Raw genomic sequence first — 16,651 nt, 5'->3', positions numbered from 1 at the left:
TGGTGACGTGGCGAGGAATTGCGGCCTGGGACCCCGACAGTTATACCGCCATTTTCTGAAAGCCGTGGGTACAGGCCCCAAGCACTTCGCCAATCTGTGCAAATCAAACGCGGGTTGTTTGCTATTGGACGGGGCAGGGCCGGGGAGCCTACGGCTCTGGCTCAGCACGCCGGCGACCAGGCTCACTTTGTCCGCGATTTCCAACGGAAGATAGGTACCAATCCACTGGACTTCCTCCACTCCGGCCATGCCTTCCTCAAAACCTACATGAACCTGCGTGGCCGGTAAGCCCCTGTCATCACACCGGACGTGTAGCACGCTTTTTCCGGAATGACCGATTTATACAATTTCTCCAGCACAATTGACGTCATCCTTTGATCAGGGAAAGTGCACTGCGTTCGAGACAAAGTGACTTATTGCCCTAGTATGACTCACGAGTGTTCAACCTCGAGATGCGCGATGAGGCCTGAATCGGGGTGCGGATCAATAAAATATAACAAGGAGCAGATTATGTTGAGAACATCCTGGCTTAGTGCGGTGTTGTTGGCGTCCCTGACTGGCTTGCTCGGTGCCTGTGGAGGCGGGGGAAGTGATGGCGACGACAATACCAGTACTACGGACGTCGACGGTACCAATACCACGAAAGCCGGCACCAGCCTGGGACCGGTGGAAAATGCCGCAGTAGTGGCGTTTAGGGCAGACGAGCTTGAAAGGGGAGAAAGCCTGAGTGACCAGAAGAGTCTGGTAATCGATGCAGCAACTACTGATGAGCAGGGGCGCACTGTTGAGGCGCTGGAAATGGGCGGCTATGGCGGCCCGGTGCTCTATGCGTTAGTAGTCGACAGTCGCAGTAGCTATTTCGACGAGGCCCATGGCACCGAACATTTTCCTGGCGCCGATTGGTTTCCGGGCTCCGAATGGTTTCCCGACGCCAACTTCTTCCCTGACGCCAACTTCTTCCCTGACTCCCACTTTTCGTCTGACCGTGATGACGGCTCTGCACAAGTAGTGATGTTCGCGTTCAGCGACTCACCAAAGGAAACCGTCGCTCTCACGCCGCTGACCACGCTGGCAACGGCAGTAGCCTTGGATAGGCTGACCTTTCCGATCGATGACGGCAGCATCATCACCCGCAGCAATCGGGCACTGGGCGAGGCGCTGGCGCCGGAGCTGGATGATATTCTCGCGTGGCCGGCACTGTTCAATAGTGACACGACGACAGGCAGCCTGAAGAATGACCAGGCGGGCTACTATGCCCTGAAACTGGCCGCACTGGCACAACTGGGCGATACCCAGACCTATCCGGCCCTGGCCATTCTCGAAACCCTTCATCGCGATCTCGAAGACGGAACTTTCGGCAATGATGGAGGCAACTTTTACAAAGACTTCGCGTATTTCGCAAGCCTGATGGATACGGCGATGACGCAACTCGCCAAAGAGTACGGTACCGGGGAGCTACAGGATGCGGTGGCGACATTCCCGACCATGAGTGCGGTGCCAAGTATCAGTACTGAGGCAGGCGAAAACACTATACGGGGTGATGTTAACGGCACTACTCACGAATTCACCGACCTGCGGATTGTAAAGTATGAGCCGGGTGAGCTGATATTTGTGATGGCCATGGCGGATGATTTCAATGACTCCGGCCTTGCCTGGGGGCTGACCATGCGCCTGAATGCGGGCACTCACAATAGTTGTGATCCCGAATACCAACAGGTAATCCTCAGCTTCAATCCTGATACCAGCAGTAACGGTTATTCCGCGCCCTCTGAAGATGGTGATGGTAGCTGTGCGTTAACCCTTACCACCATCGATGCTGACAAAGTGGCGGGCACCTTCAGCGGCACTGTTGTTGATGAAAACGACAACAGCCTTGATGTTACGAACGGCGCCTTCGACATCAACCTACCGGAGGAGGCGGTAGACCCTGCTCTGTAGGAAACTGTGGAAAAGCCCGAGTGGTTCAGGCCACCCGGGCTTTCCGGTGCCGTTTTACTTCTGAATAAAGGGGTGAGTGCCCATTGGTTCTTGATGCAGTGTTTCTCCTTGGCATCGTGTCCTATCCTGGGTAAACGGGGTTTGCGCCAAGCAAGCAGTAGAAGGAGGAAGCCGACGATATGCCTTCATGAGCGGAAACCTTCTTTAGCAACCCAGCGGGTGCGAATCCCGCATGGCAGAGCCTAACCAGCAGCCATAAGCGAGTCTTGCGTCGGGTTGGGGCAACCCACACGGCGAAGCGTAGATAGCGAACCTGAAAGCAGTGCTATTGAACTTCGCAATTTACATCGCAGACGCCTTTGCTTTAACCCAGGCGGGGGCCGCGTTGATGTGGCGTATCGGTTAGCCACGGGCAAGTCTGCCGAGTCGCGGGAACATGCGCAAACAGGCAAGAGGGTTGCACAGGAACTTGGGAGGGCCTGAGGTCTCCACCCGGACACTGGCACAGGGCCAGCCAGACAAAAATCAGTCCCGGCCGTCAGGATGTGATTGCCGCCTGACGGAGCGAACAGCAATCCACGGGTGGTACTACTGCCAAGCGAAGGGAGCAAAGCGAGACGGGACGGGCAGTCCCGCTCAGAATCCATTGAGCCATCTCCTGGTACACAACCGGCGCTTGCTGCCGCAGGTGTTCATTGCCAGCCAAACGATCCGTTCGTTTGATGCAATGCTTCTCTCTCACTTCCCCGGTAATACCGCGGCCGAGAGCTGTCGCAGTCACATACCGCTGGGCCAAAGCTGATCCAACGGCGACCTTTCGGACAGCATAACGAGCGGCATGCATCGTTTGACACCGGCCGGTGAGGCACGTATCAAGGACAACGGTGGCATGCATCTTCGGCTCCTTTTTCCAGGTCTTCTTGGGCTTCGCAACCGCAAGAAGATCACGTCAGGAGGTGCATATCCACCCCTCTTTTCTTTTCCAGTCAGTTAGTTACCATTACAATCGTGAGGATTCCTCAGAACTCCAACCCCAATTCGTTTTTTATGGAATCATACTACCTGCAATAATTTGTAACATTTTTTTTTAAATTTGCAGTCCATACTGAAAGTTGGGGACGATCGCGAAAAAAAGATACAGTTAGGGCTTAGCTCCTTCCGAATAACAATAAAGCAGCCCAGTTCAGAGCTGTAACACCCGGGAAAACAGGAGTGAGGGGGGGTAATGACGTCCGTATACCGGCGATTGCAGTTACGGCATTGGACCATGACCCTGTTCATCGCGTGGAGCGTCGCCGTCTGGCTGCTTTTCGCGTGGAACCTGCGTCAAATCAACGGACATGTCCACGATCAGGCCTACCGCGAGATCCAGACGGCCTTTGCTAAAGGCGAAACGCTCTCCCATTGGGCTATTGCCCAGGGCGGCATTTACATCGAGGTGGATAAAGAGACCCGGCCCGACCCTTACCTGGCAAAGCTCTCCGACCGGGATATCACTACGCCGGATGGCCGCATTCTGACCCTGGTCAACCCAGCAACCTTGCTGAAGAAGTACTATAAGACCGGCGACCCACGGGAAGTCCACGGGCGCCTGACGAGCCTAGCTCCCCTCAACCGGGCTAACCGCCCCGACCCTTGGGAAAAGAAGGCACTTCTCGAACTCGCAAAGAGCCGAGCAGACGAGGTTTCCAAGACACTTCAGACCGACTCGGGCCCGATACTCCGAGTCATGAAGGCCCGGTGGGCCGAACCCTCCTGTCTGAAATGCCATGCAGAACAGGGCGTCAAGCCCGGGGATTTAATTGGGGGCGTAAGCCTCTCTGTGCCATTTGACCAGGCCTTCGCAGAAGCCGAACACGCCACCCTGGGAATCGGCTATGGCCTGCTTTGGCTGTTCGGTCTCGCCGGGATCCAGTATGGAGGTCGCCAGCTGGGGGTACGGATACGCGAGCGCGATGTGGCTTACAAAGAGTTGGAGGCGCAGGACGATCGAATCAAGGCAATCGTCCAGGGTTCACTCGATGCCATCGTCACATTCGATCAGGAACGTCGCATCACCGGCTGGAACCCCGGAGCCGAGACGCTGTTTGGCTGGAAGGAGGAGGACATTATCGGCCAAGAGCTGGATAGCATTCTCGGACGGGAGGGGCATCCCGACACCCACCGCCTTTTACCGGAAGGTTTTTCGAAAAAACATGTCGAGGCCACGGCTACCCACCGCGAAGGCCGGCGGTTCCCGGTGGAGCTCTCCATCTCTCCCCTCGACTCGGAAATCGGCTCCCACGCGGCCTTCATTCGCGATATCACTGCACGAAAGGCGGCTGCGGAAAAGATCGAGCGGGATTACACCTCGCAGCAGATCATCGCACGTTTGCTCGAACTGTCTATGGAACCGCTCGACTTCCCCCGCAAGCTCGACCGAAGCCTCGACATCATCCTGTCTACGCCCTGGCTGTCTCTACAATCGAAAGGGGGCATATTCCTGGCCTCCAAAGATGACGAACTGGAACTGGTATCGCATCGAGGCCTCTTGGAGTCGGTAACCTCCGGCTGCGGCCGGATTGCTTTCGGGCATTGCCTCTGTGGTCGTACCGCAGAGGCTCGTAAAGTCGTGTTTGCCGATTGCATTGACCACCGGCACGACAACTTCTTCCCCGGCATGCAACCCCATGGGCACTACTGCCTTCCGATACTGTCCGGCGACTCGCTCTTGGGTGTCCTGACGCTCTACGTCGACCACGGCCACACCCGAAGTCCGGAAGAGGAGCGCTTTCTGAAGGCTATCGCACACACTCTGGGCGGGATCATTCAGCGCTACAGCACCGAAGAGCAGCTACGTCGGGCAGCGTTCTACGACGACTTGACGCAATTGCCCAACCGGGCGCTGTTCATGGACCGGCTGGCCCAAGCCATCGGACGCCATTCTAGAGGCAAACCATTCGCAGTACTCTATTTCGACCTGGAACGCTTCAAGAATATCAATGACAGTCTCGGTCACACCGCAGGCGATGAGGTCCTCAGGTCGGTGGCAGAACGCCTTTCCGAATGCGTTCGGCCCGGCGATACCGTCTCACGGCTGGGGGGCGATGAATTCACAGTGTTGCTCGAGGCGCTCGGGAGCGCGGAGGGTGCTTTCGCTATTGCTAACCGGATACACCAGGCCCTGGCCAAGCCTTTTTTGGTTAGAGGCCATGAGGTGTTTACAACAGCTAGTATCGGCGTCGCCCTGGCTCATGAGGAGCATCGGGACGTCTCAGACCTGCTGCGAGAGGCCGATACAGCCATGTATCAAGCCAAACAGTTCGGTTCGGGTCAGACAGCTATTTTCGACGAGACCATGCATGGGCGGGCCCTGGCGAGACTCACTCTCGAAAGCGAATTGCGCCGAGCCGCTGAACGGAGTGAATTCGAAGTCTATTTCCAGCCCATTCTGGCGACCCAGGATGAGAGACTCCAGGGGTTCGAGGCGCTGATACGCTGGCGCCATCCCGAACGCGGGCTGGTGTCGCCTGCGGAATTTATCCCTGTGGCCGAAGAGACCGGGCTGATTCACGACATTGGCCGGCACGTTCTTGAGCAGGCATGTCGCCAGGCGGCACAGTGGCGTAAGCGATCGCCCCACCGCTCTAAACCCTACGTCAGCGTCAACCTCTCAGCCGTACAATTCGCACAGATGGATCTGCTGGAGCAGGTGGAAGGGGCGCTCCGTAGAGCCGGGTTGCCGGGGAACTGTCTGGCCCTGGAGATTACGGAAAGCGTCCTCATGGAAGGTTCGCACCACGTGCGGAAAACATTGGAGGCTCTTCGCAAGCTCGGCGTCCGCCTCTACATCGATGACTTTGGAACCGGTTACTCTTCATTGAGCTATCTGCATGAGTTCCCATTCGACGCCTTGAAGATCGATCGCCGATTCACCAGCAACCTGCTTCAGGGTGACGAACACCGGGGCATCGTCGAGGCCGTCCTTGCCATCGCACGGCACCTGCGCATGACCGTGATCGCAGAAGGGGTGGAGGAGATTGAGCAGTTGCAACTCCTCCGCCGTTTTGGCTGCGAATATGTCCAGGGCTTTTACTTTTCGCGGCCGATTCCTTCGGAGCAGACGGCTGAATGGCTCGAGAGGACAAGTTGCCAGCCACACCCGTTTAGAAGTCATCCGGCTGCACGCTGAACCTGAATCCGAGTTCGGCCGTTATCGAACCAACAGCAGCAGGCCTTTCCGATTGTTCGTCTGTTTCTGCTCGCTGCTTCTCGTTTGCCCCGTCTACTAACGGCCAAAATGGGTCCGCAAACCCCGACCAGGAGAGCGCCATGCCTTGGGTAACACCACACCTATGTTCTCTCTGTGGTCTTGATTATCCATGATCGGTTCAGTCGCCGTGGAGACATCTGTTTCGGTGTGAAAGCTGTGGAATCAGAACGAGATGAATCTGTTGAGCTCCAAAGGTCGCGATCGACTGAGGCCCAGTCGGAGGTAGGATGGACAACGGATTCGTAACGGCCTGCGCCGTGTTGGCGCAGACCGCTTCGATAATCGGCTACTGCTGATCTTTTGTCTCTGCCTCAAAAGCGCTGAACTCAGCAGGGTCGAGCCGGTCGTTGTCATCGAGGTCGAATTGCTCCCAGGCGTCGCTCAGGCGCTGGTTGTCCTCTGCCTCTTGGCGGCTAATGTCACCACTGTCGTCCTTGTCCAACTCTGAGAAGGTGGCGATTTCGGCACCTTCCATTTCTCCCTGGCGAAGCTGTTCGAGCTCTGCGACGGAGATTGCACGCTCATCACTGTCGCGCGCTTGGCGGACGGGAGGCGGATCGAAAAGCAGTGCAGTGGTGTATTCCGGTTTTTCTCCCTGCATCAACTCCTTTATGGTTTCTGCGTAGAATTCGCGTGCCTCCTCGACGCTCCTTTCGCCCTTGACCACATCGTCGGCGAGATTGATCGCAAGATAATTCGCCGCCTCCTTGTCGCAGCGCGCAGAGAGCTCGCCCTTGGTACGTTCGGCGATCACGCTGCCGTCGTACTCCGCCAGGTCGTCAAACTTGTCAGGTGGAACCTCATAGCTGACGAACTGCTCAAGCACGTCTTTATGAGGTACCGGGAAGTCGTGGTCGATTTCTTCCTTGTAGACGATGGTCCTTAGCCACGGCCCGTTGTTGTGCCAGACGAGCATTGTCGGCGTCGCCTCATCCGGCTGGCCGTATTTCTCGGTCATGGTATTGGCTGCCTCTTTCGAGACATCCGGCCAATCGTTGATGAGTTGCTGGGTATCATCGGGGGTTACGCCCTGGGCGGCTTCCCTTTGCGTTTCGTTTTCCTCTTGAGCGATCAGGCCCATCGAAATACCCAGAGCCGCCACGAGTGTGATTATCGCGCTTGTTTTCATGCTGACCTCCTTGTCAGTCCGTCTTTCCCTTCCGGGTTTCTCTGCATCCGCGGTCTACACGGGAAGAGTGTTCCCCAATTAATAGCGGCTCCCCTGATGGGTTTCCAGGTGATAAAATGGCGTCGAAGAGGATATGCGGGCTTATCAGTTGGTTCATGCAGGAGATATAGTGTAAATACCCAGCCGGTCTCACAGGCGCTATCGGCAGGGTACCGACCTGTTCGGCTATCTGATGAACCGCGTTAACTTCCCCTGGGCTGCGGTCAATAACCACAAGGTCACCTTGAGCTTCCGCCCGGCCACCGCGGCCGATGAAGAGGCCCTGGCCAGCCTGATGCCAGAGGGGGAGATCACCGATATCAGCCAACTCCCCCAATCCATCCCCAGCTATCTCATCGAAGTGGTGCCGGAGATCAGGGTGGACGGTGAGCTCAAGCTGACCGGCAACGCCATGAGTTTGGGCGAAGACCTGGATTTCGCCTTCGAGGTGACCGACCCTGTTTCGGGACCAAGAGCTACCGCTCTCCCATCGTCGCCGGCTCCTATCTCTCCATCGCCGTGGCCGGCGGCAGCGTCTCGCCGAAGGCCCTTACCGATGTGCAGGCCAGACTGGAGAGCACCAAAACCACGCTTGAAAGCCAGGACCAGGCGATCATTGCCGGCCTCACCCGCGAAGAGATCCTGGGCGACATGTTCCATGCCGGTACCCTCGGATATTTTGCCGAGTACAGCGCCCTTGCCCACATGATGGGGCTCGCACAAGGCAACCACACGCAACCGGCGACCTCGGTAGGGACCTACGGCTACGTCCCGCGTGCAAACTACCTGTTCGGCTTCCCGCGTTCCATTGAACCGGGCGGTGTGGGTTGCTCTTAGCGTCGCAGTACTTACCTCAACGATAAAAACACTGGATAATTAGTAACTATATGGCTATGAATTTATTTCTTCGAAATCATTTTTTGGCCTACAGAGATTGGGGCTTAAGCGCTGCGGCTGGAGACCGAGTTGTGAATTGTGAAGGCTATGTTCGGTTGTAGGTTGGCCGTTCCGGCCCCATTGTTAGCGGTAGCTTGGTTTTTACTCTACGTATTAGCAATAGGAAGTGTTCTGGTACTACTGGCATGGATGCAAAATGCTTTTGTGGAGAGTTCTTCGTCTGTTACGTTATCTGATGCGCCGGATATTCTAGATACGATATCGATCTTAACTCTGTTTGTTCTTGTTGCTTTCTTTTGGCGTTCCGCCCTCTGCCTAAACTCTGATGTCAGCAGGGCAATAAGGAAGCGGGGTGGCTCGTTTCGCATCTCTGGCAAAAAAGGTGCGGGACAGGTATTAGGGGTGGATATAGAAATCGAATTTGACAGGCCGTTTTTAGATTACTGGCCGCACCCGCGGGGTACACATAAGGAAATTGTTTGTGACGAGGAGGTGAGTATACGTGTTGGAGCATATAATCCCAGATACATGAAGAAGATGAGTGCTATTAAGTTTGGTTCCAAGTGTCATGCGGGCGAGAATGTAAGGGTATGCTCGGGAAAGAATATTTCAGATGGTTATGATGGTGTGTGGAGAGAGAGAGGGAAGGAGTTGAATCAACTGTTTGGAGACGGTTTGGGGGATTGGGAGATTGAAATAGCTGATGAACGTATGGAAATGAAAATTAAGAGTGGCTCGTGGGACGGAGTTGCCTTTATTAACAAAATAGATTGCGGAGTCGACAAAATCCTGGCTACATGTAAAGAATATGAGATTGCGCATCGGAAATAGGCTGCGTACAGTTATTCGGTTCGTTAGAGCGGTGGTTGAGTTCCATCAGAATCTCCGATATAGATATATAGCTCGCAGGTGGATTGTCACCGTCGGTGCTACTCGGTAGCGTTCTTCTTCTATTCCCCGATTCTTTCCTCTCGCTTCGCTACCGGAATAGCCAGCGACGTCGCTGAGGCGGCAAGCGGTAATTCAATTCGTACAGCTCGGCCTCCCGGCTGAGCGCTAACAGGTGATCGTCGCTGGTCCCGATCTCGTCGATTAGCCCCAGCTCTTCGGCACGGCTGCCGTACCAGTATTCTCCGGTGGCGACTCGCTGGAGGTCCAGCCTGGGACGGTATCGGATCAGGAACGACTGGAAGAGTTCGAAAGTCTCATCCACTTGGCTCTGGAGCTTGCGGCGGTCTTCGTCACTGGTTTCGCCGAAGAGTGTGACGGTGCGTTTGTAGGCGCCGGCCTGGAACTGCTCGAAGTCTATGTTGTGCTGCTTTAGCAGGCGATGGAAATTGGGTAGCTGCGCCACCACCCCAATCGAGCCGACGATGGCGAACGGCGCGGCGACAGGGTGATCGGCCACGGCGGCCATCATGTAACCGCCGGAGGCGGCCACCCGGTCCACACAAACCGTGAGCGGCAGACCGTTGTCCCGCAGGCGGGTCAGCTGGGAGGCCGCGAGCCCGTAGGAGGCGACGACACCGCCAAGGCTTTCCAGGCAGACCACTACGCTATCCCCCTCCTGCCGGGTGGAGAGGATGGCGGTCACCTCTTCGCGTAGGCTCCTGACGGCGCTGGCTCGTAGATCCCCAGTGAAGCGGATCACGAAAACCCGTCGTGCCTTTCTCTCCTGACGTCCACGGTGGGGCAGCAGCCGTTTCAGTTCTCTTTTTGGAAGACTGGCGGCCTCGATTCGGGTTGCGAGTTGGCGGTATCGGGGGTTCAGATGCCGTATCTGCAGCCTCGCCCCATCTTCTCGGGATTGCCGCAACGCCCGAGCAGTCAGCACCACAAGGGCGAACACGGCCGCAACTATAGTGATCGTTTCTGCTACAAAGAGCAGATATTCTCCCAGGTAAGCCAATTGCCCGCTCCTTGTTCACTCCTGTCGTAAACTCTAGCCGCCAACCGGGTGAAGAATCAGGACGGTTGGTGACAAGTGTGAGTCATTTGCGGGTAATGGTCTCAGGTATACTGGAGGCAAGGCGGGCCGAATGCCGGCACCGCTCGGATGCTGCTGGCGGCGAATATCAGGCGTTATCCACGGCCTTTTGGATTAGCGGAACCAGGGGCTCGGGCAGTTTGATGCCGCCCGAAAGGGCGAATTGATGCGCCCGGTCCGACATCTTCTTCCAGGTTTTTTGGATGATGTCGATCCATTTGGCCTCGTCATACTCGGGGTGCTTGGCCGCGAAATCCAGCATGTAGTGCTCGATGAATACCAGCCCGGCTACGTCCTCCAGCAATTGGGTATCGGGATTGAGCTTGAGTGCCCGCTTCCCGACAGCCTGCTTCACCCGCTCGATGACATCCTCGCCGTAACCGGCCCGCCGCAGCAGTTCGCCCGCGGTATCTGCGTGAAATTTGTACAACCCCGTCCGCCACTGGTGATAGCCCTGGCGATTCATCGGATAGGCACTGCGCGGTGTTTTCCAGCGCTGGACATGCTGCGCCCGTACGGCCAACTGCTGCGCCTCGTCGGCATCGGGTGTATAGCGTTGGAGCATGTCAGCCATGCGATGGGAGTAAAGGAGTTCCTTCGGCCACTCCTCCCCGGCGACGGTTTCCTTGTTGGGATCTTCGGCATTGGCGGCATCGATGAGGGCAACGGCCTCGGCGAAGGGATGCGACTGTGACGACATACGATATCTCCGATCGGAAAAATAGTTACAAAACGGGGAGCGGTTCGGGGTCAGATCCCGGATTGTAGCTCGGTGTCCCAGAGGTAATCAAGAACGTGTCTAAAGACGAAATGAGGTCGTGAGAGCGCGCGAATTTGCTGCTACCGTCTAAAAATGGCTAGGACGATGCCTGTTTGCTGCAGCTTCCCGGTATGTCGGGCCGTGCACTGGTTAGAGGCACGGAATGGGAAATCTTCGCTCACTACTGGGCACATCGATAAATTCGTCATTCCCGCGAAAGCAGGAATCCAGCCGTTTGATTTTTACTGGGCTTCCGCTTTCGCGGGAGTGGCGAAAAATGAATTTTCAGAGGTTCCCTACTGGAAAGGAGGGGAAAGGTGATTTACTGGATGCCGAGGTTTGGGGGTAATGCATTGGTGGGTGTCAGGCGATTGATCGACGGAAAGCGAGTGCGTGCGCCGGTGCTGCTACTGTTAGCAGGTACGCTGTTGCCGACAGCGGCGGTTGCCGAACCGGATAGCGAACCCGAGCACGAGTCTGCGATCACGCGACGGCTCGAGTTGGAGTCGCGGCTCAACGACAATCCGTTTTCCATCACCCCTTACAAGCCGACTTACCTTCTTCCACTGGCCTACAGCTCGGACCGGCCCGTGAACGCCGAAGGCGATGAACTGGACCAAGTGGAGATGAAGTTCCAGGTGAGCCTCAAGGTGCCGATTACCAACAACCTGCTCGGCACTGGCACCCAATTCGCCTTCGGGTACACCCAGGTAGCCTATTGGCAGGCCTACAACAGCAACTATTCGTCTCCGTTCCGGGAGACCAACTACGAGCCTGAGTTGATGCTCATCCACCCGCATCGCGTCAGCTTGGGGGGAATTACCAGCCGAGTTTTTCGGCTCGGTGTCAGCCATCAGTCCAATGGCCGTTCTGGTCGGGAGTCGCGCAGTTGGAACCGGGTTTACGCCGATTTCATGATGGAGTCGGGCGATTGGTATTTGAGCCTGAAGCCATGGTGGCGCATACCGGAACCGGAAAAGGAGGACCCAAACGATCCCTCAGGCGACGACAACCCCGATATCCACCGATACATGGGAAACTTCGAGTTCAGCGGACTCTATTACCAAGGTACCCAGACCTACGGCTTCATGGTTCGGAACAATTTGGCGAGTAACAACCGGGGTGCACTGCAACTGGATTGGACCTTTCCAATTGGGGATCAGATGCGCGGTTATGCACAGTTGTTTACCGGCTACGGTGAAAGCCTCATTGACTATGATCACTACTCCAATCGGTTCAGCCTCGGTGTGATGCTGACCAACTGGCTTTGAGCGGGCGTTTCTTGCGCCGTCAGTCCAAAAGACTCGCCTCCAGCTCTTTTCGGGCCTCTCCATCCCGCGCCACTCGCACAAGCGCATCGCTTACCACCCGGTCGATGACTTCGTACAGCAGTGTGGTAAGCCCAACACCACCGTCGGCCTTGGCGATGCGGTAATGGGGTCGGTCATCGAAACTGACGGCAAGTTGGCCGCCGGGGCCAAGGGTCGGTGCGTGGGTGATCTGCGCCGCCCCGTCCTGTAGCACAACGCTTTCGATGACGAACTGCTTATCGAGGTCGAACAGGCTCTCCCGAGTATCGAACTCCGCCAGGCGGGTGAGAATAATGCCGGCATTGCTGACCAGTTCCCGGCGTTCCACGTTGAGTGACAAGCCATGTAGCCTGACCTCGGAAATCACCATCGGGTTTTCTCTCACAAAGACGGGGGTGAAACGCACGTCGATGCGGCGGATAGCCATGAATCCGGGGGCTTCGAAGCCGGGTGGGTTGGCCATCTCGACGCCGACGAGATGGAGCACAGCGGGAGCCGAGGTGAGCAGCGGCCAGGGCTGGTATTCCAGCTCGATGTGGTCGATGTCGAGGACGACACCCAATGCATATTCGCCGGCCTTTGTCAGCCAGAGCTTTGCTGCCGGCAGCGCAAGGAAATAGAGAGCGATAGCCAGCAGCACCGAAGGCAAGGCCAACCACGTTACGGTTCGTTGCATGAGCTTGGTTATGGGATGTTTTATTCGATTTCAATGTTAGCCGAGCCCGGGTCGTTCGGACGCAGGAAATCGAGAAAACGTGATTCGGCCCACACAAGCCGCTACAGGAAGTGATTGTCTCTTTAGCTATCTCGTGGATTCCGTCGCAGACCGACGGTACCGTTGATTACAGAATGCTGAAGGTGGGGAACGACAAGATCGACCGGGAGGCGGATTTCCGGCTTGGGAGATACGTTCAGTGCAGTGGGAGCTTGCACTACTCGCCGGGCGACGCGCTCGCCCGGCGGTATATGCTCACCTTTTCTTTTTTGGCTTCCAGTGAGCCGATCGTCATGCGTTTCGTAGTGCCTGGGCCCACTCCTTCATCGCATCGTTGGCCACCGGCATCGGTGCCTCCATGAAGTTGACGACGAACTTGTCCGCAAGTTCGGTGACTCCGATGGAGCGGGGGCGCACGGCGGTAACGCCCGGTGACAGGAGATTGGGGCCGAAGCAGAATACGAGGATTTTGGCGGCACGGATTTCCGCGGCGATTTCCCCATCCGGCAGGGCGCTGGTGTGGGCGTGGTGATCGAACACCGCGATATACTGCGAGATGGGATGCGCTTCTACACGTTCCTTGAGAAAAGCGATGATGGCGTCGACGTTTTCGCACGTCGTCTCCGACTTGTCGAGCTCAAGGCTGTGGATGGGGTATTTATCAAGCAGCATGCTCTGTTTCATAGCTATTTGTTCCGCTGAAATGAATGAAGAAAATCCGGCTCCGAACACTGGCCGACCGGGCGCCTCGCAAACCAGTGCGAGGCCGCGTTCGGGCGCTGGCAATCGCTCCGGAAGGCGTACCGCCAGGGAAGACTGCGAACGTGTCTGGATACTCTTGCGAGTAGTACGCAAGGGCTGTAGCAAAAATGGTCTGACGTAGCAGTAATCCGTCAGGATGTCTGCACACACCCGACTTCCGGCACTGCGTTGTCCCCCCAGTGGCACACGGTGTCGCGTCCTTCGATAACCGAAACGGACCGATGATGCCCGGAGTGCATTGTCATGTCGCAGACGGCGCTCTCCCGGCCGCGACTGCCGCTATTTTTCCGTGAATTCCGCGACAGTATAACAGCTGCAAATATCGGGAATGACAGGGGCGGTCTACCGGTCTTCATCGATGCCACCGTCCGCCATCAAAGTGACGGCAGATCTGCTTGCAGCCCGGTAAGCGCTCACGTAATGTTAGGCAAGTCAATGATGGAACTTGCGAGGGGAGCCTTGCAGCAACTAAGGGATTTCTAATTATGACCGACGCAAAGAATTACGAAATTGTCTTCAGCGGTGAAATTCTCGAGGGCTTCGAGTCGCATAGTGTGAAGGAGCGGATCGCTTCGGTGTTCAACCTCACGGGCGACAAGCTGGACGCGCTGTTCTCCCACCCCCAGGTCGTTCTTCGTCGCAACCTCAACGCGGACAAGGCAGACGAGTATCGTGCGATGCTCGAGCGTGTGGGCCTCAAGACCAGCGTGCGGCGTTCGGCGCCGGTACCTTCCGCTTCATCAGGCGCGGGTATACCGGCTGCACCCGCTCTGCCGGAAAACGATATCGTCGCAGACCGGGAATTACGCAATGAACCTTTCAGCTTTGCCGGTACGGGCACCGAATTCTTCCGTATCTGGATCGTCAACATCGCCCTGACGATCATCACCCTCGGTATCTATTCCGCATGGGCGAAGGTACGGACTCAGCGCTATTTCTACGGCAATACCCGCCTGCACGGCAGCGGCTTCGAGTATCTTGCCGAACCGCTGCAGATCCTCAAGGGAAGGCTAATCGGCCTTGGGCTGTTTGCGGTAATCATGGTGGGGGGCGAAATTGCTCCTGTTGTAGGGGTGATTGGTTCTTTGCTGCTATTTGTATTGATGCCGTGGATTGTTGTGCAGTCGCTGCGATTTCGGGCAAGGAACAGCGCGTGGCGCAATGTCCGGTTCGGCTTCGATGGCAACGTGAGGGGGGCATTGGCTGCCTTCGTGGGCTGGCCGATGCTGGGGATGCTCACTTTTGGTCTGCTGATGCCGTTGGCATTCTACAAACAGCAGCGATTCATCGTTGACCACCACCGCTTCGGGGCGACAGCCTTTCGGCTGGAGCTCGGTCCGCGACCCTACTACAGGCTGTTTCTGACCCTTGTGGGGATTTTTTTGGCCGCGATGATCGTCTCTGTCCCGCTGGGCACCGTGACGCCCATGCTCCCGACCCTGCTGTTGCTGCCCGTATACCTGCTGCTGTTCGCCTGGTTTACGGTCAAGAGCGTCAACCTGAAATACAACAACACGCGGATCGACGATCACGGTTTTACTGCCAGCTATGCGCTCGGGTCGTACATGAAACTGGTGGCGCTCAACACGATCGGTATGGTCCTGACCCTGGGGCTGTTCTATCCCTGGGCCAGGGTGCGTACCGCCCGCTACGCTGCGGAACACATGCAGCTGGTCAGCTCCGGCGACCTGAACGGTTTCGTGGACCAGCAGAGTGAACAGGTGAGTGCCATCGGACAGGAGGTGGGTGACCTGTTCGACGTCGAACTTGGCCTGTGACGGCCGTTAGCGGCTGGTATTACCCTGCCGGCAGCTCGCGGCGCGAGCCGGCAAAGCTGCACGGCGCGGGCGGGGCCGTTTCGGTGCGGGTCGCCGGGGAGCAACGGGAGCCTCTGCTCCCCGCGGCCCGCGTGCAGGTCTCCGATCGACTCGGCAATACGACCCGGTTCCTCACCTTTCCCTCCGGGGCCAAATTCGAAACCGACGACAACGCCGCCATCGACGCATTGCTACCGAATGCAGCCGTGGCCATCCTCCATGGGCTCGAGAGCCACTGGCGGACCATTGCTCTCTCTCTGGTGATGGTGGCCGCCATGGTATTCGGGGTGGTCCGCTATGGCATTCCCGTGTTGGCAGAGAGGGTGGCCTTCGCGCTCCCGTACTCGATCAACCAAGAGATTGACCGGGGGGTCTGGGCGGTACTGGACGAACAGTTCTTTCGCCCCAGTCGCCTGCAAACGGAGACCCGCGAGCGGTTGACGGCGCGCTTTCAGGCCAGCGCTTCCCGCCTCGCACCCGATACGCCCGTGCGTATCGTGTTCCGGGATGCGGGGCACTCCATCGGTCCCAATGCCCTTGCGCTACCATCGGGCACCATCGTCTTCACCGATCAGCTGGTGGCGTTGGCCGAAACGGATGAAGAGTTACTGGGCATCTTCGTCCATGAGCTGGGCCACGTGGTGGGCAGGCATGGTCTGCGGCGGGGGCTTCAGGTCTCGGCACTCACTCTGGTGGCAGTGTCAGTTCTGGGCGATCTTTCGGCAGTGTCATCGCTGGTCGGCTCCCTGCCGTTGGTGCTGACCGAACTCGGGTACTCCCGAACCTTTGAACGTGAGGCCGATGCCTACGCCATTCGCTCCCTCGAGCGTGAGGACGTTTCCCGCGAGCACTTCGCCGCCATCCTGAACCGCCTGGAACAGCAAACTTGTCCAGAGACCAACAGTACCTGCGAGGCCGCCGAGTGGCAGGGTTATCTCTCCACTCATCCCCTGACGGACCAGCGGGTCGCCCGGATCCGGGGCGGTGAGTAGATTGAGGCAGGTAAAGGATCGGTCTGTGTTAGGAAAAGCCCGCCTGGAAGCGA

At 57.2% G+C, this 16,651-nt stretch carries 12 protein-coding genes; 7 read left to right on the top strand and 5 right to left on the bottom strand.

Annotation, left to right across the window (positions count from 1 at the left end; translation table 11 throughout):
• The first annotated feature begins 510 nt into the window (after positions 1 to 510).
• Together BLP65_RS14300 and BLP65_RS14295 are read left to right on the top strand one after the other, a co-directional pair.
• Positions 511 to 1,938, top strand: coding sequence for a hypothetical protein (locus BLP65_RS14300; RefSeq protein WP_092998576.1), 1,428 nt, complete (start codon positions 511 to 513; stop codon positions 1,936 to 1,938).
• Between the two features lie 1,225 nt (positions 1,939 to 3,163).
• Positions 3,164 to 6,109 carry an EAL domain-containing protein gene (locus BLP65_RS14295; RefSeq protein WP_092998574.1) on the top strand — a complete coding sequence of 982 codons (2,946 nt, stop codon included), beginning with the start codon at positions 3,164 to 3,166 and terminating at the stop codon, positions 6,107 to 6,109.
• Between the two features lie 367 nt (positions 6,110 to 6,476).
• On the opposite strand, the gene BLP65_RS14290 is transcribed toward BLP65_RS14295, so the two are convergent.
• Positions 6,477 to 7,319 carry an EF-hand domain-containing protein gene (locus BLP65_RS14290; RefSeq protein WP_092998572.1) on the bottom strand — a complete coding sequence of 281 codons (843 nt, stop codon included), beginning with the start codon at positions 7,317 to 7,319 and terminating at the stop codon, positions 6,477 to 6,479.
• Positions 7,320 to 7,877: 558 nt separating this feature from the next.
• Between BLP65_RS14290 and BLP65_RS14280 the strand changes: the two genes are divergently transcribed.
• Together BLP65_RS14280 and BLP65_RS14275 are read left to right on the top strand one after the other, a co-directional pair.
• The gene (locus BLP65_RS14280) at positions 7,878 to 8,195 is read left to right on the top strand and encodes a hypothetical protein (protein ID WP_092998568.1); all 318 of its coding nucleotides are present in this window, start codon (positions 7,878 to 7,880) and stop codon (positions 8,193 to 8,195) included.
• A gap of 138 nt (positions 8,196 to 8,333) precedes the next feature.
• A complete protein-coding gene (locus BLP65_RS14275; RefSeq protein ID WP_139181522.1) occupies positions 8,334 to 9,086 on the top strand; it encodes a hypothetical protein in 753 nt (250 codons plus the stop codon).
• A gap of 148 nt (positions 9,087 to 9,234) precedes the next feature.
• Here BLP65_RS14275 and sohB read toward each other — a convergent pair whose 3' ends face one another.
• Positions 9,235 to 10,164 carry a protease SohB gene (sohB, locus tag BLP65_RS14270; RefSeq protein WP_092998563.1) on the bottom strand — a complete coding sequence of 310 codons (930 nt, stop codon included), beginning with the start codon at positions 10,162 to 10,164 and terminating at the stop codon, positions 9,235 to 9,237.
• A gap of 166 nt (positions 10,165 to 10,330) precedes the next feature.
• Positions 10,331 to 10,942, bottom strand: a complete 612-nt coding sequence (locus tag BLP65_RS14265) for a DUF4202 domain-containing protein (protein WP_092998560.1) — start codon at positions 10,940 to 10,942, stop codon at positions 10,331 to 10,333.
• A 377-nt stretch (positions 10,943 to 11,319) separates the two neighbouring features.
• On the opposite strand from BLP65_RS14265, the gene BLP65_RS14260 reads away from it, so the two are divergent.
• The gene (locus tag BLP65_RS14260) at positions 11,320 to 12,273 is read left to right on the top strand and encodes a phospholipase A (RefSeq protein ID WP_092998558.1); all 954 of its coding nucleotides are present in this window, start codon (positions 11,320 to 11,322) and stop codon (positions 12,271 to 12,273) included.
• 19 nt (positions 12,274 to 12,292) lie between these two features.
• On the opposite strand, the gene BLP65_RS14255 is transcribed toward BLP65_RS14260, so the two are convergent.
• Both BLP65_RS14255 and BLP65_RS14250 read right to left on the bottom strand, forming a co-directional pair.
• Positions 12,293 to 12,988 (bottom strand): AsmA family protein, encoded by a 696-nt coding sequence (locus BLP65_RS14255; protein WP_139181521.1) that lies wholly within the window; start codon positions 12,986 to 12,988, stop codon positions 12,293 to 12,295.
• A 330-nt stretch (positions 12,989 to 13,318) separates the two neighbouring features.
• Positions 13,319 to 13,711, bottom strand: a complete 393-nt coding sequence (locus BLP65_RS14250) for a DUF6858 family protein (RefSeq protein ID WP_092998554.1) — start codon at positions 13,709 to 13,711, stop codon at positions 13,319 to 13,321.
• Positions 13,712 to 14,274: 563 nt separating this feature from the next.
• On the opposite strand from BLP65_RS14250, the gene BLP65_RS14240 reads away from it, so the two are divergent.
• Together BLP65_RS14240 and BLP65_RS14235 are read left to right on the top strand one after the other, a co-directional pair.
• Positions 14,275 to 15,567: a YjgN family protein gene (locus BLP65_RS14240; protein WP_092998550.1), complete on the top strand. Its 1,293-nt coding sequence runs from the start codon at positions 14,275 to 14,277 to the stop codon at positions 15,565 to 15,567.
• On the top strand, positions 15,564 to 16,598 hold the full coding sequence (locus BLP65_RS14235) for a M48 family metallopeptidase (protein ID WP_092998548.1): 1,035 nt from the start codon (positions 15,564 to 15,566) through the stop codon (positions 16,596 to 16,598). Before BLP65_RS14240 ends, BLP65_RS14235 begins: the two co-directional genes overlap by 4 nt.
• Positions 16,599 to 16,651 lie beyond the last annotated feature (53 nt).

This window comes from Thiohalomonas denitrificans (assembly GCF_900102855.1).
GTDB classification, from domain to species: Bacteria; Pseudomonadota; Gammaproteobacteria; order Thiohalomonadales; family Thiohalomonadaceae; genus Thiohalomonas; species Thiohalomonas denitrificans.
This window is presented reverse-complemented; position numbering and strand designations above follow the sequence as displayed.